Origin of the sequence: Polynucleobacter sp. IMCC 30228 (assembly GCF_021395205.1) — a bacterium.
GTDB lineage: Bacteria > Pseudomonadota > Gammaproteobacteria > Burkholderiales > Burkholderiaceae > Polynucleobacter.
The window spans coordinates 213,314-231,840 of record NZ_JAJVCS010000003.1 but is presented as its reverse complement, the minus strand read 5'-3'; the positions used below and the strand labels follow the sequence as shown (position 1 = coordinate 231,840).

General features: G+C 43.2%; 22 protein-coding genes. 3 read left to right on the top strand and 19 right to left on the bottom strand.

The window, feature by feature from the left end:
• Positions 1 to 3: 3 nt before the first annotated feature.
• Together LZT21_RS06920 and LZT21_RS06915 are read left to right on the top strand one after the other, a co-directional pair.
• Positions 4 to 399, top strand: a complete 396-nt coding sequence (locus LZT21_RS06920; protein WP_233989983.1) for a DUF2069 domain-containing protein — start codon at positions 4 to 6, stop codon at positions 397 to 399.
• 45 nt (positions 400 to 444) lie between these two features.
• Positions 445 to 1,875, top strand: coding sequence for an FAD-binding oxidoreductase (locus LZT21_RS06915; protein WP_233989981.1), 1,431 nt, complete (start codon positions 445 to 447; stop codon positions 1,873 to 1,875).
• Between the two features lie 41 nt (positions 1,876 to 1,916).
• Here the strand turns inward: LZT21_RS06915 and LZT21_RS06910 are convergent, their stop codons facing one another.
• From LZT21_RS06910 to LZT21_RS06895, 4 genes are read right to left on the bottom strand one after another with little or no spacing between them, the layout of a single operon-like run.
• Positions 1,917 to 2,453: a chromate transporter gene (locus LZT21_RS06910; RefSeq protein WP_233989978.1), complete on the bottom strand. Its 537-nt coding sequence runs from the start codon at positions 2,451 to 2,453 to the stop codon at positions 1,917 to 1,919.
• The gene (locus LZT21_RS06905) at positions 2,454 to 3,050 is read right to left on the bottom strand and encodes a chromate transporter (protein ID WP_233989976.1); all 597 of its coding nucleotides are present in this window, start codon (positions 3,048 to 3,050) and stop codon (positions 2,454 to 2,456) included.
• On the bottom strand, positions 3,047 to 4,099 hold the full coding sequence (locus LZT21_RS06900) for a hypothetical protein (RefSeq protein WP_233989974.1): 1,053 nt from the start codon (positions 4,097 to 4,099) through the stop codon (positions 3,047 to 3,049). Before LZT21_RS06900 ends, LZT21_RS06905 begins: the two co-directional genes overlap by 4 nt.
• A 32-nt stretch (positions 4,100 to 4,131) precedes the next feature.
• Positions 4,132 to 4,446, bottom strand: a complete 315-nt coding sequence (locus LZT21_RS06895) for a hypothetical protein (RefSeq protein WP_233989972.1) — start codon at positions 4,444 to 4,446, stop codon at positions 4,132 to 4,134.
• Between the two features lie 202 nt (positions 4,447 to 4,648).
• Between LZT21_RS06895 and LZT21_RS06890 the strand changes: the two genes are divergently transcribed.
• A complete protein-coding gene (locus LZT21_RS06890) occupies positions 4,649 to 5,398 on the top strand; it encodes a TerC family protein (protein ID WP_233989970.1) in 750 nt (249 codons plus the stop codon).
• Here the strand turns inward: LZT21_RS06890 and LZT21_RS06885 are convergent.
• The 15 genes from LZT21_RS06885 to LZT21_RS06815 all read right to left on the bottom strand — a co-directional run bounded on the left by LZT21_RS06885 (position 5,395) and on the right by LZT21_RS06815 (position 18,526).
• The gene (locus tag LZT21_RS06885) at positions 5,395 to 7,014 is read right to left on the bottom strand and encodes a methyl-accepting chemotaxis protein (RefSeq protein ID WP_233989969.1); all 1,620 of its coding nucleotides are present in this window, start codon (positions 7,012 to 7,014) and stop codon (positions 5,395 to 5,397) included. The genes LZT21_RS06890 and LZT21_RS06885 overlap by 4 nt on opposite strands.
• A gap of 64 nt (positions 7,015 to 7,078) precedes the next feature.
• Positions 7,079 to 7,867 carry a class II aldolase/adducin family protein gene (locus tag LZT21_RS06880; RefSeq protein ID WP_233990089.1) on the bottom strand — a complete coding sequence of 263 codons (789 nt, stop codon included), beginning with the start codon at positions 7,865 to 7,867 and terminating at the stop codon, positions 7,079 to 7,081.
• A 45-nt stretch (positions 7,868 to 7,912) separates the two neighbouring features.
• Positions 7,913 to 8,893, bottom strand: coding sequence for a D-2-hydroxyacid dehydrogenase (locus LZT21_RS06875; protein WP_233923532.1), 981 nt, complete (start codon positions 8,891 to 8,893; stop codon positions 7,913 to 7,915).
• Between the two features lie 2 nt (positions 8,894 to 8,895).
• Positions 8,896 to 9,903, bottom strand: coding sequence for a Bug family tripartite tricarboxylate transporter substrate binding protein (locus LZT21_RS06870; RefSeq protein WP_370634801.1), 1,008 nt, complete (start codon positions 9,901 to 9,903; stop codon positions 8,896 to 8,898).
• 9 nt (positions 9,904 to 9,912) lie between these two features.
• On the bottom strand, positions 9,913 to 10,884 hold the full coding sequence (locus LZT21_RS06865) for a tripartite tricarboxylate transporter substrate binding protein (protein WP_233923533.1): 972 nt from the start codon (positions 10,882 to 10,884) through the stop codon (positions 9,913 to 9,915).
• A gap of 17 nt (positions 10,885 to 10,901) precedes the next feature.
• Positions 10,902 to 11,735, bottom strand: a complete 834-nt coding sequence (locus tag LZT21_RS06860) for a substrate-binding domain-containing protein (protein ID WP_233989967.1) — start codon at positions 11,733 to 11,735, stop codon at positions 10,902 to 10,904.
• Positions 11,710 to 12,165, bottom strand: coding sequence for a hypothetical protein (locus LZT21_RS06855; protein WP_233989966.1), 456 nt, complete (start codon positions 12,163 to 12,165; stop codon positions 11,710 to 11,712). The genes LZT21_RS06860 and LZT21_RS06855 overlap by 26 nt, the downstream gene beginning before the upstream one ends.
• Complete coding sequence (locus LZT21_RS06850; protein WP_233923536.1) at positions 12,162 to 13,502, bottom strand: TAXI family TRAP transporter solute-binding subunit; 1,341 nt, start codon at positions 13,500 to 13,502, stop codon at positions 12,162 to 12,164. The genes LZT21_RS06855 and LZT21_RS06850 overlap by 4 nt, the downstream gene beginning before the upstream one ends.
• A gap of 26 nt (positions 13,503 to 13,528) precedes the next feature.
• Entirely contained in the window at positions 13,529 to 14,299 is a 771-nt protein-coding gene (locus tag LZT21_RS06845) for a carbonic anhydrase (protein ID WP_233923537.1), read from the bottom strand.
• Positions 14,300 to 14,421: 122 nt separating this feature from the next.
• Positions 14,422 to 15,414: a tripartite tricarboxylate transporter substrate binding protein gene (locus LZT21_RS06840; RefSeq protein ID WP_233923538.1), complete on the bottom strand. Its 993-nt coding sequence runs from the start codon at positions 15,412 to 15,414 to the stop codon at positions 14,422 to 14,424.
• A gap of 65 nt (positions 15,415 to 15,479) precedes the next feature.
• Positions 15,480 to 16,190, bottom strand: a complete 711-nt coding sequence (locus tag LZT21_RS06835) for an RraA family protein (RefSeq protein WP_233923539.1) — start codon at positions 16,188 to 16,190, stop codon at positions 15,480 to 15,482.
• A 66-nt stretch (positions 16,191 to 16,256) separates the two neighbouring features.
• On the bottom strand, positions 16,257 to 16,586 hold the full coding sequence (locus LZT21_RS06830; protein WP_233937061.1) for a metalloregulator ArsR/SmtB family transcription factor: 330 nt from the start codon (positions 16,584 to 16,586) through the stop codon (positions 16,257 to 16,259).
• Between the two features lie 30 nt (positions 16,587 to 16,616).
• Complete coding sequence (locus tag LZT21_RS06825; RefSeq protein WP_233989964.1) at positions 16,617 to 17,594, bottom strand: sulfurtransferase; 978 nt, start codon at positions 17,592 to 17,594, stop codon at positions 16,617 to 16,619.
• A 13-nt stretch (positions 17,595 to 17,607) separates the two neighbouring features.
• Entirely contained in the window at positions 17,608 to 18,234 is a 627-nt protein-coding gene (locus LZT21_RS06820; RefSeq protein WP_233989962.1) for a hypothetical protein, read from the bottom strand.
• 52 nt (positions 18,235 to 18,286) lie between these two features.
• Positions 18,287 to 18,526, bottom strand: coding sequence for a hypothetical protein (locus LZT21_RS06815; RefSeq protein ID WP_233923543.1), 240 nt, complete (start codon positions 18,524 to 18,526; stop codon positions 18,287 to 18,289).
• Position 18,527: the final 1 nt, after the last annotated feature.

Below are 18,527 nucleotides of genomic sequence, written 5' to 3'. Positions count from 1 at the left end.
ACAATGCACTTTAGCGTACTTGACCGCCTCGAAAAAAAAAATCTGTATCAGCTTATTGCTGCTGCCGCTGTAGCCGATTTAATTATTTTATGCATCGCTTGGGAATGGTTTCTTGCGCCCTTGCGCCCTGGTGGTTCGTGGCTGGTTCTCAAAGCTTTGCCCTTAATACTCGTCTTGCCTGGTATTTGGCAAGGTAAAAACTACATCATGCAGTGCGCTTCAATGTTAATTTTAATTTACCTAGCCGAGGCATTAGTGCGCATTGCAGAAACAGGTGCAAATCGCTACGTCGCAATTTTAGAATTGATTTTAGCCACCACAACTTTTATAGCGCTATTACTTTATCTGAAGCCGCTAAAAGATGCTGCGAAGAAAAAGCGCCGCGCTAACCCGTATTAATATCAAGTAATATAAATTAACAGTCCGCCAGAAGCCACTTAAAACATGAATCCCAGCGCCGCACTTAGTGCATTTCAAGCCCGCTTAAAATCTACCCAAATACTTTGTACAACTGACGATATGGCGCCTTTTTTATGCGATTGGCGTAAGCGCTACTTTGGCAATGCATTGGCCGTATTACTGCCTAGCAATACTCCTGAATTGGCTGAAATTGTGCAGATCTGCACTGAGTTTGGTATAGCCCTAGTGCCACAGGGTGGGAATACTGGCCTATGCGGCGGGGCTACACCAGACCAAAGCGGCACGCAAGTGGTAGTAAGCCTGAAACGGATGAATCAAATTCGCGGACTTGATATCGATAATCAAACTATTACGGTTGAGGCAGGATGTGTCTTGCAAACCATTCAGGAAGCTGCTGCCGCACAGGATTTACTTTTTCCACTCAGTCTGGGCGCCGAAGGCAGCTGCTGTATTGGCGGCAATTTAGCTACCAATGCAGGCGGTACTAATGTATTGCGCTATGGCAATGCCCGCGACTTATGCCTCGGGCTTGAAGTTGTAACTGCTCAAGGAAAAATATGGAATGGCCTACGAGGCTTACGTAAAGACAATACGGGCTATGACTTGCGTGACTTATTTATTGGCTCAGAAGGCACTCTTGGCATAATTACAGCCGCCGTTTTAAAGCTATACCCCATGCCAGTTTGCCAATGGACCTCACTGGTTGCAACACCCAGCATTCCCGCAACAATTCAATTGCTGAATTTATTTAAACAAAAGGCCACCGCTCTCTTAACTGGCTTTGAAATGATGACGGCTGAGTCACTTGCTTTAACTGAAAAACAATTCCCCCAAATGCGTAACCCCTTAGGCGAGAATCCACCCTTCACGGTCTTAATTGAGTTTTCCGATCATGAAAGTGAAGCGCATGCCCGAAATTTAGTCGAGTCTATTTTGGCTGAGGCCTTAGAGCTCGGTATAGCTAGTAACGCAATTATTGCTAGCTCCATTGCGCAGGCCAATACTTTTTGGCAAATGCGTGAACACATTACCTTAGCCCAAGCTCAAGAAGGCGCCAATCTAAAACATGACATTACTATTCCACTTTCTGCCTTAGATAATTTTATTAGCGCTACCGATGCGGTACTACGAGCAAAATATCCGCAAGTTCGCATCATTAACTTTGGCCACCTTGGTGATGGAAATTTGCATTACAACGTAGCCGCCCCAGTGGGGACAGATAGTGCCATCTTTAATCAGGCAAATGAAACTAGCGTGCACGATATCATTTATGGCATGGTAGAAAAATTTGGTGGCTCTATTTCTGCAGAGCACGGCATCGGGCAACTGAAGTTGCACGATTTGCGCGCCCATAAGGGCGCCATTGCGCATGATCTCATGGCGACTATTAAAACTGCTCTAGATCCACTAAATATTCTCAATCCCAATAAAGTCTTACCCACTAATGCCAATTAGCTCAAGCTACTTAGTACATACTAAGTAAGCTTTTTCCCTGCTTAGGTAAACCTTGTAAAGTACATTAGGGTGCCCCCAACTAAGCCAGACCCTAAAATTAAATAGACTGGGTTAGTGCGAGAAAAAAGTAAAATTACAAGCACAGCTATCGCAAGCCCAATGCTCACTGGCCCATTAATCGCTGCCTTGGCAACTGCGAATACTCCCGCGCACATTAAACCAATTGATATCGGTTCTAACGCATTTTGTACAGCACGACGCCATGGGCTTTCACCGATGCGTACCCAAATTCGCCCTACCGTCAAACATAAAATACTCGAAGGCAAAAAGAATGACAGCAGCACCGTCAAGGCACCCGCTAAACCAGCTAGCTGAAAGCCAAATACAATGACCATCATCATGTTTGGGCCGGGGGCTAACTGACCAATGCTATATACCTCCACAAATTTCATATGATCAACTTGAAATTGTTCATTTAAAACAATCTGCATTTCGGGCAGCACCGCTGTACCACCACCCACTGCCAATAAAGATAGTAGACCAAAGGTCATGAACAGCTGAATTAAGATACTAATCATTTAACGAGGCCGATAAATAAACAACGCAATTGGAGCCATTATTAGCAAAACAATAATTAATGGCAACTTAAAAAAACTCATTAAAACAAAGGTAGTAATAATAATTAAACAGGAAATAATATGGCGTAAATGGCCTTGCCCAATCTTGTAGGTAATGGCCGCCAATAAACCCGTTGCACCAGCAGCAATCCCGGCCAATATTAAGTTCGCAATGGGGTGATCCGGCTTTGCCATGTAGGCAATACCCACTATTAAAACAAATGCCGCGCCTGGTACGATTAAGCCCAAGCCCGCCGCTATTGCCCCCAATACGCCCCTGAGGCGATCACCCGTTAACACTGCCATGTTGACAGAATTTAAACCTGGCATTGTCTGGCTAATTGCTAGAGTGGCCATAAAATCATCCAAATTCAACCACTTCTTTTTTTCAACCAGTAATATTTGTTCGTAGGCAATAATGCCGCCGCCAAAACTCACTGCGCCAATCACCATAAACTGCCAAAAAAGCTCAAATAGCGTGGGTCGCGGTGGCGACTCACCTGCCCCAACTGCTGCCGCTTGCAGGCTTTGCGTCTGTTCTTCGGTTGAGCTACTCACTCAGGTTTACCATAAACCAATGCTGTTTTCGTTGAGCCCACTTCAATCCAATTGGCGAACTCAATTTGCAGCGCATTGAAGAACTTATCAGCCCGTTTATGTGCCTTGGCTTCTTTACGATTATGATCGTTTACATGGTAAGAGAAAGCCAGTTCACCAACAATAGGTTCGCCAACACTGCGCATCCAAATGGCAATTTCGCAATGCGCCTGAACCCCAGCGCCAAATACTAAGTTACCCAATGGTAAGCAAGCTTCTAAAATTTTATTTTTTAGTCCACCCACCACATCAATCGGGGTACTTTTTGGCAAACCAAGCTTACCTAAGGTTGGAAACATCGCAATGGCGCTAGCCAAACTGTGCGCAAAAATTTCATCCACCGGTACTGCATCTAAAATTGCATTGTTTGAATAAATTTGCCGTTGGGTCCCAATCGCGTCGCCCTTTAAAATTTCTTCTTTGAAGCGTGCCCGCGATTTAGTTTTATCGGTCGGCATTGGGTTAAATACTAAAGAGGCTCCGAGGTCACGGGCGCGGCATTTAAAGGTGACCTCGCACCAGTCATCGATCCATACATCCTCGCGTGATTCGCGTACCCGCAAAATCAAATTATGATTACGCAAATCTTCATTGGGTGTATCAAAGAAATACACTGTACGTAAGCCGGTTGTCGCATTATCCAGATGAGTAAAGTGAATGCCCTGTTTTTTACAGAAAATCATCAGCTTAGTACTTAACTCATCAATCCGATTACGTCGATCGAGGCCAGATGGTTTAATCAAAATCTTAAATTCACGATTCGTTACCGACTTATGTACTTTTCCAGCCCGCTTCTTTTTATCTTTTTTACTTAATTCTGGGGCCAGCGGTTGAACTACAAATTTTGGCGCCGGATTAGTGCTGCGCGTTGACTTTTTAATGCCCACCTTCTTCGCAGTGGATTTCCGCACTGGGGTTTTTTTTGTCGCTACTTTTTTTAAGGCGGACTTTCTCATTGGGGCTTTTTTCACTGCCGCCTTAGTCGATTTAGATATAGTTTTTTGAATCATGAGGTAATCCTTTGTAGTTGCATTCAATTAATTTAATTAAAAGGGATATTCAGAATATTAGTCTCTCCCGATGCATCTGAGGGTTGTAACCGAATTGGTTTTTCTGATCCTGGGCCAGAAAGAGGTCGCCCTAATACGGTAATTGCATTTGGGTCTGTTGCCGACTCTCGGTTCATTTGACGCGAGCTCGGGCCATACGCATTGCCTGGCTCTGGTACTGGGTTCACCAAGGGCTGATTATTAATCTGGTTCAATTGCTGAGAGCTTAAGGCTGGCATCGCTTGATTTTGCGCCACACTTAAGCTGGACAAACCAAAAGAGAGCGTTGCCCCGGTATATGTCGCCATTATTCGTCTGCCCCATTTATTGATACTCCGCCCCCCATGTGTCATTGCTACCCTTTACTTTGATCTGAAAATATACCTATTAACGCCTTTTTTTGTTACATGGGAAAACCCTACTAACTATATGCAATAAGCCAACTTCAGTCAATACAGCAAAAAGGGCTTAGTATCAGCTTTTGCCACAGTTAGCCCTGCCCCTAAATTCATGCTCGAACTCTTTTTAGATCCCAATGCCTGGATCGCCTTTTTAACCCTTTCGGCCCTTGAAATAGTGCTTGGCATCGATAACATTATCTTTATTAGCGTCCTCGCCAATCGCCTACCGCTGGAAATGCAAAGCCGGGTGCGCCAATTTGGGCTTTTATTTGCCCTCCTCACGCGGGTTTTATTATTGCTCAGCCTATCTTGGGTGATGGGGCTGACTGAGCCTATTTTTACGGCTATGGGTCACGCTATAAGTGGACGTGATTTTATTTTGTTGGCTGGTGGCTTTTTCCTGCTCTGGAAAGCCTCAAAAGAAATCTATTTAGAGGTCGAAGACAAAGAAACGGCCGACGCAGACGCCCACAACAAAACTCAAGCGCCAATTACTGAAGAGCAAAAACAAAAGGTTTTTTGGGGTGCGGTTCTCCAAATAGGTATTCTTGATATCGTTTTTTCGCTTGATAGCGTTATTACCGCGGTTGGCCTAGTTGATGAAGTGGCCATCATGATTGCAGCGGTTTTAGTATCCATTGCCGTTATGCTCATCGCTGCCAAGCCAATTGGTGATTTTGTACAGCATCACCCCTCCATCAAAGTACTAGCCTTATCATTTCTCACCGTCGTTGGTGTCGTCCTTATCTCTGAAGGCATGGGCGTCCATATTCCCAAGGGTTATGTTTATGTAGCTATTAGCTTTTCTTTGGGAGTTGAACTTTTAAATATTCGCGCCCGCAAGAAAAAGCGGCGCTAAAAAACAAAACGGGCCAATAAATTCTTTAATTGTGCGGCAACTTGGGCTAGTTCAACTGACGATTTCTGCACATCAGCTGAACCAATTGTTGTATTTTTTGATGCTTCAGCTACAGATTTAATGGTTTCTGCAATGACCGAAACACCAGAAGCCGAATTAGAGACATTGCGCACAATTTCATTAGTCACCGTAGCCTGTTCTTCTACCGCGCTTGCAATCGTATTTAAAATATCATCAATTTTTGCAATGATGTCTGAAATATCCTTAATTGATGCTTGAGTTTCTTGGGTGTCACCCTGAATAGCATCAATATAAGTTGAAATTTCGTTGGTGGCCTTAGTTGTTTGTTTGGCTAACTCTTTCACTTCGTTGGCTACCACCGCAAAACCTTTACCCCATTCACCCGCCCTAGCAGCCTCAATTGTCGCGTTCAAGGCTAATAAATTGGTTTGCTCTGCAATACCTGAAATAACTTTAAGCACTTGACCAATCTCAACGCTACTTTCGCTAAGCTTGTTCATTTTCACGCTGGTATTTTTAGCGGTATCAACCGCCTGATGCGCTACCTTAGAAGCCTCAGCAGTGTTAATCGAAATTTCGCGAATGCTTGAACTAAATTCCTCCATTGCAGTGGCAACCGTTTGGGTATTTTCACTTACCTGGGCAGACGACTTCGAAACTTCAGACGCTTGCGCTGCCGTTTCCTCAGCAGCTGCACTCATTTGGGTGCTCACAGCTGCTAGCTCTTCAGCAGAGCTGCTCACTACCAAGGTGTTTTCATTGATGTCTTGCAAAGCTTTTTTTAAATTCGCCTGCAAAGTTTGGGTCGATAAAGCAATCCGACCAATGACGCCAGAATGATCTAAGTTCCCAATAAGGTTATTGAACTTTGATTCTGCCAAATTACTAATCGCATTTTTTAATTCATTAAGGGGGCTAATAATAGATCGACGCAATAAGTAACCAACAAAAATACTGATGCCAATGGTTAATAGAATGATGGCAATTGTGGTGTAAATCACATTACTTTTAATCGCTTGGGCCTCTTCATATCTACCTTTGGCGCTTACTAACTTGAGATTAATAAATTCATCTAAGGCCCCTAATGCTTTATTTTCTAGCGCCATATATTCTGGACCAAAAACAATTTTCGTCGCACTAGCGGGTGACTGAGCATAAGTAGCAATAATAGTATCCACCTGCTTTAAATACAAATCCATATACAAATTAACTTCGTCAAACTTTTTTTGCACTATAGGGCGTGAAATAGTTTTACTGGCCTCTGTAAGCGTTTTTTTAATTAGATCTTTTTGCTTAGCAAGCTTCGCTGTGATTTCACTTTGATGCTTAGCAAGGTCCTCTTTATTGAGCACAGTAGGCGCTAATAAATATTGGCTCACATCTTGACCAATAATAAGCACTTCTACCTTAACCTCTTTAGCTGAACTAACGCCTAAGGTACTTTGTAAATACAGCCACTCAGTATCTTGGCCCAAAATGCCATAGTTATAAATCGATAAGCCGCCTAATATCGCGGTCATAATAATAATGAGCGAAAAGCTAATAGTAAGCTTCGCCTTGAGGGTCAGTTTTTCAAATTTGGTATAGATCGACATGGTTAATTTTGCGCCACAATTCTGTAAATTAGCTAAAGGATAGCGTACTTTGCCCCAAGCCCCCCTATTCCCTAAAGCTGGGGTCCTGCCGCTCGAGCATTCGTAATAAGGCAGGCCACTCCATTAATCCATAGGGCCGGCGGGTGGTTGGCTGATAATTTTGATAAGTCTCCTCGATGATCGTTTCAGGCACAGGGCTGAAAGGCGTATTACAGGCCATGGCAGCCAATTGGGAGCGGCAGGATAACTCGAGACGATGCATCCAATTGAAAGCTTCGCCAATCGTTTTGCCTACTGTTAATAAGCCATGATTGCGCAAAATCATCGCTTCGGCCGAGCCTAAATCACCTACCAAGCTAGCCTGTTCGGCTAGATCTAATACCACCCCCCAATAGTCATGGTAAGCAATATGATGAAACCGCATCGCTGTTTGTGTCAGGGGTAATAAACCGCATTGCAATGCAGAGACTGCCATACCAGCAGGCGTATGAGTATGAATCACGCAATCAATTTCAGGTCGTGCGACATGAACTGCGCTATGCAAAATATATCCCGGCTTATTAAAGCCATAATTAAGCTCGCCAAAATCGGGGGTATACAAAACTGTACCGGCATGATTAATTTTTAACATACATGAGGCCGTCATTTCTTCATACATCATGCCGTAAGGGTTTGTTAAAAAGGCATCGGCTTCGCCCGGTACGCGTAAGGTTACATGATTAGCCATCATGTCAGACATACCGTAATGCGCCAATAAACGGTAACAGGCTGCAATATCAATGCGTGCTTGCCACTCTTCGCTAGAAACTTGATCTCGAATAGAGACCAGCGGCAAACGCCCAGAATTTGTCAGCTGTTTCACCAACTGCCACGCTTAAGGTCTATTAGTAAACACATTTCATTGCACTAAATTGATAAGGGGTTGTCGCTGAATAAAATGGCTTAAATTAGTCAAAAAAAGGTCCTCGACCCGTTGCGCATTCCCCTGTGAATGACCAGCTGAATGGGGGGTGATTATCACATTATCACTATTCCATAAAGGCGAATCAAGTCCTAATGGCTCATACTCAAAAACATCCAAGTAAGCGCCGCCCAAGCGGCCGGTCTGCAGTGCAGTCAGCAAATCTGCCTCAACAATTATTTCGCCCCGCGCTATATTAATAATATACGCACCATGGGGCAAACAGCTTAAAGCTGCCGCATCAATTAAGCGCTCGGTTTCAACGCTTAATGGGCAAGCCAAAATAAGCCAGTTGGCTCGAGGTAATACAGTCTTGAGGGCTGCCAGCGGATGCGCCTGAAGCCCCGCAGACTCAACAACCGGTAGATTAAAACGCACTACCTCGCAATGCACACCAAAAGCGTGCAGTAATCTAGCAATTCGCTGCCCGATTGCTCCCCAGCCCACGATGACAGCAGTCTGCCCTTCAAGATCAGCAGGAAGAGTACCCGCCATCAAAGATCGCCACTGGCGCTGAGCCTGATTTTTAGCCATTTTTGGAAAGTGCCGCGCGAGCGCTAAGATACCAGCTAAGGCCGACTGGGCCACAATCGCGGCATTTACACCCGCCGAAGTCGTAATCATGCGCTTGTTATTGAGTAAAGCTGTAAAAATGGGTCGATCACTACCAGCAGAATGCGTATGCACCCACTGCAATGACACTGCATTAAGTAATAAATCATAAAAGTGCTGGGTATTGGGCTCAAGCTCTAATTTAGTAGATAAGCCCGTAACATCACGAGATATAAAGGCACAGTCAAAATCAGTCCCTAAGCGACACTCATCTGCTATGACTATTTCATGGGGTGTCCCAGCTAAATTTAGGGCAAACCGAGGTTGAAGTCGCGCGGCGGCCTGAGCAGAAAGTAGAATTCTCACCCTTACTCAGCGACCGCGCCTGAATCTCGCACAATCACTTTCCATTTTTCATATTCTTTTTGAATAAATTGACTAAATTTGGTGGCACTACCGCCAACCGGATCAGCACCTTCGCGAATAAATTGCGTTTCAAGGCTAGGCAAAATTGCATTCACATTCTTATTGATAAAAGTGATCACTTCCGCAGGCGTGTCCTTCGGCGCAAAAAGGCCAAACCAAGACCCCGCCTCAAAACCGGGGAAACCGCTTTCCGCAACAGTTGGAATATTAGGCAAAGACCGCGACCGCTTCAAACTCGTTACGGCGATGGCGCGTAACTTGCCTGCATGAATATGCTGAATCACCGAAGGTATTGTCGCAAACATAAACTGCACTCGCCCTGCCATTAAATCATTCAGCGCGTCAGCACCCTTATAAGGAACATGAGTGGCCTCGATGCCCAAGCGTTTACTTAACATGTAGCCCGATAAATGCGAGGAAGTACCAATGCCGGTAGAGCTGTAATTTAATTTATCGGGATTCAGCTTCGCATAATTAATAAATTCTTCAAAGTTTCTTATGGGTAGAGAGTCATTAATCACTAAAACATTCGGTACATCTGCAATTTGTATAAGCGGCATTAAATCGGTCAAAGGGTTAATGTTTAATCTTTTATATAAGGTTGGATTTACCGCGATTGGACCTACAGAATCCATAATCAAGGTGTATCCGTCGGGAGCAGACTTAGCCACAAATTCGGTACCGATATTACCGCCGCCGCCAGGTTTATTTTCAACCACAAAAGATTGCTTAACGCGCTCAGTTAATTTTTGACTCACCATGCGGGTCAAAATATCCGTAGTACCGCCTGCAGTAAACGCCACAATTACTTTAACAGGCCTATTTGGATAAGCCTGAACCGGGGCTTGGGTATAAGCAGTTAGTGGCATACACAAACTACCTAGTATCAACACAAAACCAATGCGCTGTGCATTCACCAGTGAAAACCTGTGCTTCGCCTCAATCATCATTAGCGGTCATTAATCAATTGAAATTTTTGCTTTTTCAACCACATTCGCCCAACGCTTTTGTTCAGCACGAATAAAAGCCTCAAACTGTTCTGGGGTATCGCCCACTAAAATTGCGCCATCCTCAAGCATTTTTTTGGAATCGTCTTTCGATTTCAAGGCTTTAGAAATCTCCTTTTGCAGCTTATCAACAATGGCCTTAGGCGTACCAGCTGGCGCCATAATGCCATACCACTGCGAGGTTTCAACCCCCTTGTAACCCAATTCAATTAAAGTTGGCACTTGGGGCAAGGTACTCGAGCGAGCCAGAGAACCTACGGCTAGAGGCACCAAAGCGCCGCCCTTAATTTGTCCAATGAGCGATGGCAAACCATTGAACGTTGCTTGTATCTGCCCGCCAATTAAATCTGTGAGCATGGCACCTGAACCCTTGTAGGGCACATGTACTAAATCAATACCTGCTACTGAGGTGAAATATTCCATCGCCAAATGTCCTGCACTACCATTACCAGCAGAGCCATAATTAATTTTGCCAGGATTTTTTTTCGCATCTGCAACCAAATCGGCTAAGGTTTTATAGGGGCTTGCTTTACTTACTGCAATCACATTGGGCACTTTAGCAATCAGGGTGATTGGCACAAAATCTTTATTTGGATCGTATGGTAATTTTTTACCAAAAAGCGCCGGATTTACTGCCAGGGTGCCAACGTGTCCTAATATCAGGGTATAACCATCGGGAGCCGCCCGCTTGACCTCTTCCATGGCAATATTGCCTGCTCCACCAGGCTTATTTTCAACGAATACCGATTGCCCCAATTGTGTAGTTAACGCATTTGCCACCGAGCGGGCAATAATTTCTGAAGTGCCCCCGGTTGCAAACGGCACGACCAGACGGATGGATTTATCGGGATAGGCGCCCTGACTCGCTAGCGCATAAAAGACAAAGCAAAATACTAAGGGCCATTTTTTATTAATTTTGAGCATTTTATTAAATGAATTTTTTACCATGGTAGGGGAGATAATATGGGTTTTAATCCCGCCTGAATAATCATCGGGGCTGCTTGCTGCGACGCAAGAAATGCAATTAAATCACGTGCTGCATTCAGGTTGTTTCGATTGCTGGTGATGCCTGCTGAGAATAATACAGTTTGCTGCACTTCTGCTGGCAGCTCGCCAAGGAAATCTATTCCCGCAATGGGAATCAATTCGCTTACCTGTTGAAACCCTAAATCTGCATCTCCCCTAGCTACGACAGTACCTACCCTCTCACTATAGATCTTTTTAGCAGTAAGCTGCATTTGGTCGGCTATACCGAGTTGCGCAAATAGCACAGTAGATAAATAGGTGCCACTCGCGCTCGCCGAATACGCAACAGATTTAGCAGCTAAAAGTGTTTTTTTCAAGGCCTCAACCGTGCTGATATCGGATTTAGAGGCGCCTTTACGGACTGCTGCACCAATTACTGAGGCCACTAAATCCACCTTCGTACCTACTTGCACCTGGCCGCTTTTAATAAAAGTGTCTAGAGCGGGCGCAGCTAAGATAAGGATATCAAAACGCTCACCACGGGCAAGTCTCGACGGAATTGAATCAGGAGCAGACCCCATCGAAGACCCATTTGAAATGATAACTTTGTGTTGTGATTGCTTTTCATAAATCGGCGCCAATGCAACTAATGCTTCAGCAAAAGCGCCAGATGTAATGACTTGAATCTCAACTGCAAAAGCGCCGCCACTTAAAAACAGCGTGGCAAAGAAAAAGATTACAAGTTGTTTTAAGTCTTGGTATGGTTTGATGTTAAAAGACCTCTTATGGCAGCGCAGTAAACTCTTCACACCAGGTGGAATAACTATTTAGCCAGTCTTTAAAAGTGCCTTTCCCGCCCCGACCAGATCCACAGCCCGATAATTTATTACCTTCTAGAGTATAGCTTCCAGAGCCCTGTTGATAGGCAATTTGTATTTGTTTGCCATCCATTGATAAAGTGCCGACATAACGCGACTCATAATTAGCTGAGCGATATAAAAATTCAAGATGGCGACCCTCTTGTTTGAGAATCGTAATCGTCGCTGGAATATCAAACGAATTAAACGACATTTCGCCAACTTTAGATGTGCTATTTACTTTTGTTTGGTAAGTATTGCCCATCGCGGTGACAGAAACAATTCCGCTCCAATTTTTAGGCAATTGTGGAAGCGCAGCATTTTGCGCCAAAATACCCGAAGAAAATCCTAAGACAGTAATGGCAATAATTAATTTAATCATAGCCGCTCGATCTTATTGCGTAATAACTGGGTAGCATTGACAAATAAATAATAATCAGTCTCCTCGCCAATTGGCACGTCTCGACGAATAAGAAGCAGATTAATTTCATCTAAACGCTTTAAGAATAAAACTCTTTGCTCAGCACTAATAGGGTCGGAGCTTACCTGCCGATCAATCGCCAAGATTTCCTCATAATGACCCCGCTCCTTAACGGCATACAGGAATTTTCTTAAATGAAAATTTAATTTAGATAAGGGATAAATGACCGCAAAAAGGGTTAAAAGTATTAGCCAGAAGCGGTCTACGAATACCCCAAGCCAATAGGGTAAATAGATAATCGCTTGGGGAGGGCCATTATTATAAAATTTTCGTGCCACTGGACTCAGCGGTATAGAGGGATCGACATAGGCAGGAAATTGATTTCTTTTAGCAAAAAATAGTAATTGCGAGTCTTGAATGGTATTTTTCATTGCTATTAGTAAAGCAAGCTGCAGATCCGGATGCATATCTCGACGCACGGCTAAAGTCGAAGTTGTGGCAATTAAAGAAATATTTTCTGGCGGAAAATTATTCAAAATATTGATTGACCCTGCTGGTATCTCAACTGCATCTAAAAAATAAAACTTTTTTTCATAAGCTGCTGAGTTTTTAAAATTAAAGAGTTTTATGCCTGGGGACCGAATTAATTTTTGAACAGGTAAATCAATAATGGTTGAGACAAAAATAAACACATCTAATTTATCATCTAAAAACTGATTTAAATTACCTTCAATTGAAGCTGCTTGAAAATTTTTATTTTCTTTAATTTGAATCCCATTAATAGCAAATAATTTTTCGGCAAAAGCATACGACCCGCTTTTAGGCGGCCCCACCCCAACCTTAAAGCGCGCAAAATCCTTAATATCTGTAATTTTGCCTATACGTTTTTCATGATAGAAAATCCAAATAGGCTCATAAGTAATGCTTCCTAGTGAGTAAATTCCACCAATTTGTTCGGCGGATAAAGCCGCTCCATAAGTGAGACCAGCAGTGACCTTGCTATTCTGATTATCTAATTTTTCAACATTTTCAATTGAGCCATCGCTAGCAAGCACGGTAAGACTAATATCATGGTCTTGTAAGGCTGGGGCAATAGTTTCGGCAAATTGATACCAATCTGACCCCTTAAATGCGGTTGAGATGGTGATACTTTTTTCGGGAAATGGTTTAAGGTAGTAAATCAGTCCGGCAAAAATAAGCACCAGAAGAAGCACTATGAGTTTTAACTCAATCAGTGCCTCCTTGATAGCAATTAATTCATGCTTGACTACAACCTTTAAATATTCAAGGGTTTTCATAGCCAAGTTGTAATTTGCAAAAGGTCTTAACTACCTTGAGTAATCTTACGTCCATTAAGCGGTTGAATGGGTCGGGCATTCATCTTAAATATCTTTTTGAAGGCATTTAATTGATCTTTTGAAAGCTCAACTGGCGTTTTAAGAATATAGAAACTCACGCCCTCACTACATGGGGGGGTTGTTAAAGAGCCCGCATAACTGTAATAAGCTAATGAGCTAGGTAGCATGCTAGCTGCATCAAAATTGGTTTTCAAAGCCACTTTACCTTCTTTTGCGGGCAAGTTTGCAAAAATATCTTTGATGCTTTTATTTTCACTACCTTCATTAAATAAAATTCCAATGACTGCTAACTTCCCATCGGCACTTTTATGAACTAAATGCGCATTAAATGGGAAGCCTTTGCCATCAATTTTTTCTTCTGCTGGAGTATGAAAATGAAACTGCAAAATCTTATAATCGACCCCGCCTAAAAGAGCAGAGCCGCCATCGGCTAGGGCAACTTGAATGGTGTGACCATTGTTAATAATCTCGCCAGCTGATGCTTTATATTTAGTGGTAATTGGTGCGGTAGCTGGCGTAGCAGCTTTGCTTGGAATATCAATTGGGGCTTGCATCTGCCCTACTTTGCAGGCGGCAAACTCCTTCTCAAGAGCGCCCCAATTACTAGGCCCTACTTTTCCCTCATAACCCCAATGCGCTGCGCCATCAGCGAAGCAGCCACCGGAAAGCATGGCTACTGCAAGACCAGCAAAAAAGCTGTATTTTGGGTTTCTGGGCTTAATTGACTTGCTGTTCATTGTTATCTCCCTGAGAAAGGTTTTAATTAATAGAAAAATCCTCAGGAACGTTAACATAATTTAGAGGCAAACAGGAACCCGCAACATATTAATAAAATCCAATTCAGCCTCACCTAGTCGCTTTAATCCACCTGAATATTGGCTTTTTTCGCAATTGTTAAATATTTTTTTGCTTCTTTTTCAATAAATTGGGCAAATTCTTGAGGATTTTTCGAGGCTGGCTCATCACCTACCGACGCTAATTTCTTAATTAAAACAGGATCAGTTAATGTCTCATTTACCGCTTGATAGATCGTATTGGTTAAATTGGCAGGTAAATTTTTAGGGCCAAATAAACCTACCCACACGGTCACTTCGAAATTCGGAAAACCGCTCTCTTGCATAGTGGGAATATCAGCTAATTCAGCGGGCCTTTTACTGCCAGTAGTTGCAATAGCTTTAAGCTTGCCCGCCTTAATTAAAGGTAATGGGTTGGAAATATTAGTAGCGGTATAAAGCACGTCATTTCCTACAATAGCCGCGACCGATGGAGGGCCCCCTTGAAATGGGACATGCGTTGCACCACTATTGCCCTCAATGCTGATCATTTCACCAGATAAATGCACTAAGGTGCCAATTCCGGTGGAAGAGTAATTGGCTTTTCCCGAATTATTCTTAATATACGCCACCAAGTCACGGGCATTTTTCCCAGGGAAATCGGCATTCACTGCTACTAAAAATGGGGCTGAGGTTAACTGAATGATCGGCGTTAAATCAGTTAAGGGGTTGTACTGCAGATTTTTAAATACTGCGGGATGAATAGCCAATTGACCAGTTGAAGCCACCAACAATGTATAGCCATCTGGCTTAGCTTTAGCAACGTTCCGCGAACCAATTAAACCGCCTGCACCTGGCTGGTTCTCAACCACAAAAGACTGTTTATATTTGTTAGTTAAGCGCAAAGCAATTTCCCGAGCAGTAATATCAAGCGCACCACCTGGCGGAAATGGCACCACAATGGAAACTTGTTTATTTGGCCAATCATTCGCTTGCGCAAAGACAAGCTGTGGCAGCGAGAGTAATAAAAGGGTAGCGCAAAAATGGCGCAGGTAATTAGCTATTTGATCGGTTTTCATTTTGCTCCTTTAAGATGAACCTTGGATAGAATCTGCTTGTATTAGCGCTGTATATTCCATAGCGCTTAATGAATATCAGCTGATTCTTTAATTGCGTCGCGTAAAATTTCCCAAGAAAAATTGCTCGCTTTTGCGGCGCCAATAATCACGGCTTCTTTTTTTGCAATAAGTTCTATAGCATCATTAATTTTTTCAGCTGCAGCAAAGGGAATGACCACTGCGCCATGTTGATCGGCATGAATTAAATCATTAGGCTGCACCGCCATACCGGCAACAGTAACTGGTATCCCAATGCTAACAATGTGTACATGCGCGTGACTAGGCATCACACTCCCAGCTAATAACTGAAAATTGCTCGCATTCATGGGAATATCCCGAATTGAGCCATTGGTAACCACCCCTTTAGCACCTAGACCGCGGTGTACATGGGTATTTACCTCACCCCAAAATGCACCGATTCCGGCTCGTGCACCATCCAAGTCTTGTAAAACAATAATGCTGGGCTTGGGCCCCTCATCAACATACTTATACCAATCAATCCGTATTTCTTTTTGCGCTTCAGGGCTAATACGGGGCCCTTGAACTGCACGCATCGTTCCAGTGCGCGCATACCCTACCATCGGCGCTAAATTAGGATAGATGCACTCTAATGGTTCTGTAGTAAAACCGTGATTTCGATAATTGGGGTCTATTAACTCTAGCGCATTGCAAATGGTGGGGGTATCAAACTGCGCCAAAGAATCTAATATAGCCTGAGGATGTAAAGGCTGAGACATAACACTCCTTTTTCTGACCCCTCACTTTATAGGACAAAGATAAGCTGAAACCATCCTCGTTTTCCCTTAAATAAGCATATTTTTAAGGCAGTAATGCCTATATAACTGATCAATAATCGACATTGCAAAATCATTAGCAACGGCATAGTAAATATTCTTGCCAACGCGCCGCGTTTTAACCAATTTAGCCCGCTTTAAAGCGCCTAAGTGTTGGGACAACATCGGCTGATGAATATCAAGCAGATTCTCTAACTCACCAACACATCGCTCACCTTTACTTATTTGGCAGAGCAGCAGCATGCGATCTGGATGAGTTAAGGCCTTCAGTAATTTAACCGCCTCACCAGCCGAATGCTGCATTTTTTTTAAATCAATTAAATTTCGAGCCATCAACATATAGCACTGTTCTTAAAACAATCAGCAGTTTTAATTTAGCGGCACACCCTGCAGTGGGCGCCCCTCTAAAGTCCATAAATAAGCCGAGCCATCATAAAGTTGAATCGACTTATTGCCCACTAATTCAGAAACAATAAACCAGGTTCCAGAAGCTAAGTGACCAGTATTGCAATAACTAATTGCTGGCCCCGTGGGCTTAATTCCATTTGCTATCAATAGAGCGGAATATGTCTCAGGTTTGAAAAAATATAGGGCTCCATTCACAGATTTAGTTAGCAAATCTGGCGAAAATTCCTTAGCACCTGCAATATGTCCATAAGCACCAATATCGGGTTTTTTAGACGTACCAAAATATTGCATAGGTAAGCGTGAATCAATTAACTGCGCTGCACCTGTTTTTGAAGCATTAGCCACATCTTCCGAGCCTGCAATTAACTCTTTACGGGCTGACTTTGCCACCCAATTTCCTACTTGCTTTGTGGCGGCACTAGTAACAAATGCACGCCCATCTGCCAACCAGCCAGCCATACCACCGTCTAATACAGCTACTTGATTTTCACCATAAACTTTAAATTGCCAATACATTCTTAAGGCCTCATCTACATCAGAAATATCTTGGCCTACAGGTACTAAAATAATCGGCTTATTTGCGTTAATTCCAGCCGCTTGAATATATTTTTCAAAATCAGCTTGTTCGGGAATTAAAAACTTGACCTTACGACCATCGACTAAGCGCTCTACTCGAGCATTTTTAAAATTGAGCAAAGTCGAGTTTTCAATATGCCCCCCAACTTCACTTAGGCTTTTTTTGCCACTCGCCTTATCAGTAACAAACTCTGGATTTCGACCAAAGCTAGTTATATCTGAACGTACATCAACAATTTGCACTGCTGACAAATTGTTTGCCAACCACTCAGCATTAACAACTGGGCCAGGTAAGGTGATAGCGTAGGCTACGCTTGTCACCATTGCGCAAGCAAATAAGATTAATCCTTGAATTTTTTTCATTTTTATACCTTTTTTATACAAATAAATGATCCGCAAGTCGATCCATATAATGAATTTTTTGCTCTGTTAAAACATGATATTTACGATTCTCTAAAGCTAAATTTTTATTACCGTCCTTGATGGCTAATGCCGTTATTTTTCTGTCCCGCTTCACTATTAACTCACGCATCTCAACATAAAATAATGTAGTTAAGGCGCTAACCCATCTGCCTAATGGCCCTAATGGCCCTTTTACTGATACATCAAAATCTTGAAGGGCTGCAATGACCGTTGGCGCCTTGGCCCATTGCTCTCCTGTTACCCATTGATTAGTGGTGAACAACCGCACTGGCAAGCCCTTTTGATCTAGTGCAATACCAATCAGGTGAAAGAAATGATTGGGCTGTTTAGCACTACGTTTAAATAAATGAAAATGGCCGTGCTCACCTTTCTGCATCTCATCAGCAGCATGCGCGTGGTAATAGAACTCACACCCTCCCTCACCATCAACCAAGTCCTTGCTAGGATAGTGCCGCCATTCGACAAATTGCTTTGCCCCACATAATGCTGCTTGGCTTAATGTCAGCCCCTTTTTAGCATATTTGGTTTGCACACTAAGCAACTCTTGTGCAGCTAAACAAAGAATAGATTGGGTGAGCATTTATTTCACTGGTGAAGTTAAATAGTTAAGAATTTTTATCAAGGCTATAAAATTAATCGGCTGATTTACGCTTTTTTGGACCACAAGGGTTAGCTGGTCCACATGGATTGGCAGCCTTCTTTTTGGCGGGCCCACAGGGATTTGCATCTGCTTTTTTTGCTGGTCCACAAGGATTTTTTTGCTCAGCATTTGCGGGTTTTTTATCTGGCGCATCTGCTGACAAAGCAACAGGTGCAGCAGCCAAGCCCGCTAAAGCCAAAGCTAATGCAGCGATAGTATTTTTCTTAGACATA

Excerpts from the sequence above, each read along its gene's own strand:
- LZT21_RS06920 (WP_233989983.1), top strand. The coding sequence starts at position 4 with ATGCACTTTAGCGTACTTGACCGCCTCGAAAAAAAAAATCTGTATCAG.
- LZT21_RS06915 (WP_233989981.1), top strand. The coding sequence starts at position 445 with ATGAATCCCAGCGCCGCACTTAGTGCATTTCAAGCCCGCTTAAAATCT.
- LZT21_RS06910 (WP_233989978.1), bottom strand. The coding sequence starts at position 2,453 with ATGATTAGTATCTTAATTCAGCTGTTCATGACCTTTGGTCTACTATCT.
- LZT21_RS06900 (WP_233989974.1), bottom strand. The coding sequence starts at position 4,099 with ATGATTCAAAAAACTATATCTAAATCGACTAAGGCGGCAGTGAAAAAA.
- LZT21_RS06895 (WP_233989972.1), bottom strand. The coding sequence starts at position 4,446 with ATGGCGACATATACCGGGGCAACGCTCTCTTTTGGTTTGTCCAGCTTA.
- LZT21_RS06890 (WP_233989970.1), top strand. The coding sequence starts at position 4,649 with ATGCTCGAACTCTTTTTAGATCCCAATGCCTGGATCGCCTTTTTAACC.
- LZT21_RS06885 (WP_233989969.1), bottom strand. The coding sequence starts at position 7,014 with ATGTCGATCTATACCAAATTTGAAAAACTGACCCTCAAGGCGAAGCTT.
- LZT21_RS06870 (WP_370634801.1), bottom strand. The coding sequence starts at position 9,903 with ATGATGATTGAGGCGAAGCACAGGTTTTCACTGGTGAATGCACAGCGC.
- LZT21_RS06865 (WP_233923533.1), bottom strand. The coding sequence starts at position 10,884 with ATGCTCAAAATTAATAAAAAATGGCCCTTAGTATTTTGCTTTGTCTTT.
- LZT21_RS06855 (WP_233989966.1), bottom strand. The coding sequence starts at position 12,165 with ATGATTAAATTAATTATTGCCATTACTGTCTTAGGATTTTCTTCGGGT.
- LZT21_RS06850 (WP_233923536.1), bottom strand. The coding sequence starts at position 13,502 with ATGAAAACCCTTGAATATTTAAAGGTTGTAGTCAAGCATGAATTAATT.
- LZT21_RS06845 (WP_233923537.1), bottom strand. The coding sequence starts at position 14,299 with ATGAACAGCAAGTCAATTAAGCCCAGAAACCCAAAATACAGCTTTTTT.
- LZT21_RS06840 (WP_233923538.1), bottom strand. The coding sequence starts at position 15,414 with ATGAAAACCGATCAAATAGCTAATTACCTGCGCCATTTTTGCGCTACC.
- LZT21_RS06835 (WP_233923539.1), bottom strand. The coding sequence starts at position 16,190 with ATGTCTCAGCCTTTACATCCTCAGGCTATATTAGATTCTTTGGCGCAG.
- LZT21_RS06830 (WP_233937061.1), bottom strand. The coding sequence starts at position 16,586 with ATGTTGATGGCTCGAAATTTAATTGATTTAAAAAAAATGCAGCATTCG.
- LZT21_RS06825 (WP_233989964.1), bottom strand. The coding sequence starts at position 17,594 with ATGAAAAAAATTCAAGGATTAATCTTATTTGCTTGCGCAATGGTGACA.
- LZT21_RS06820 (WP_233989962.1), bottom strand. The coding sequence starts at position 18,234 with ATGCTCACCCAATCTATTCTTTGTTTAGCTGCACAAGAGTTGCTTAGT.
- LZT21_RS06815 (WP_233923543.1), bottom strand. The coding sequence starts at position 18,526 with ATGTCTAAGAAAAATACTATCGCTGCATTAGCTTTGGCTTTAGCGGGC.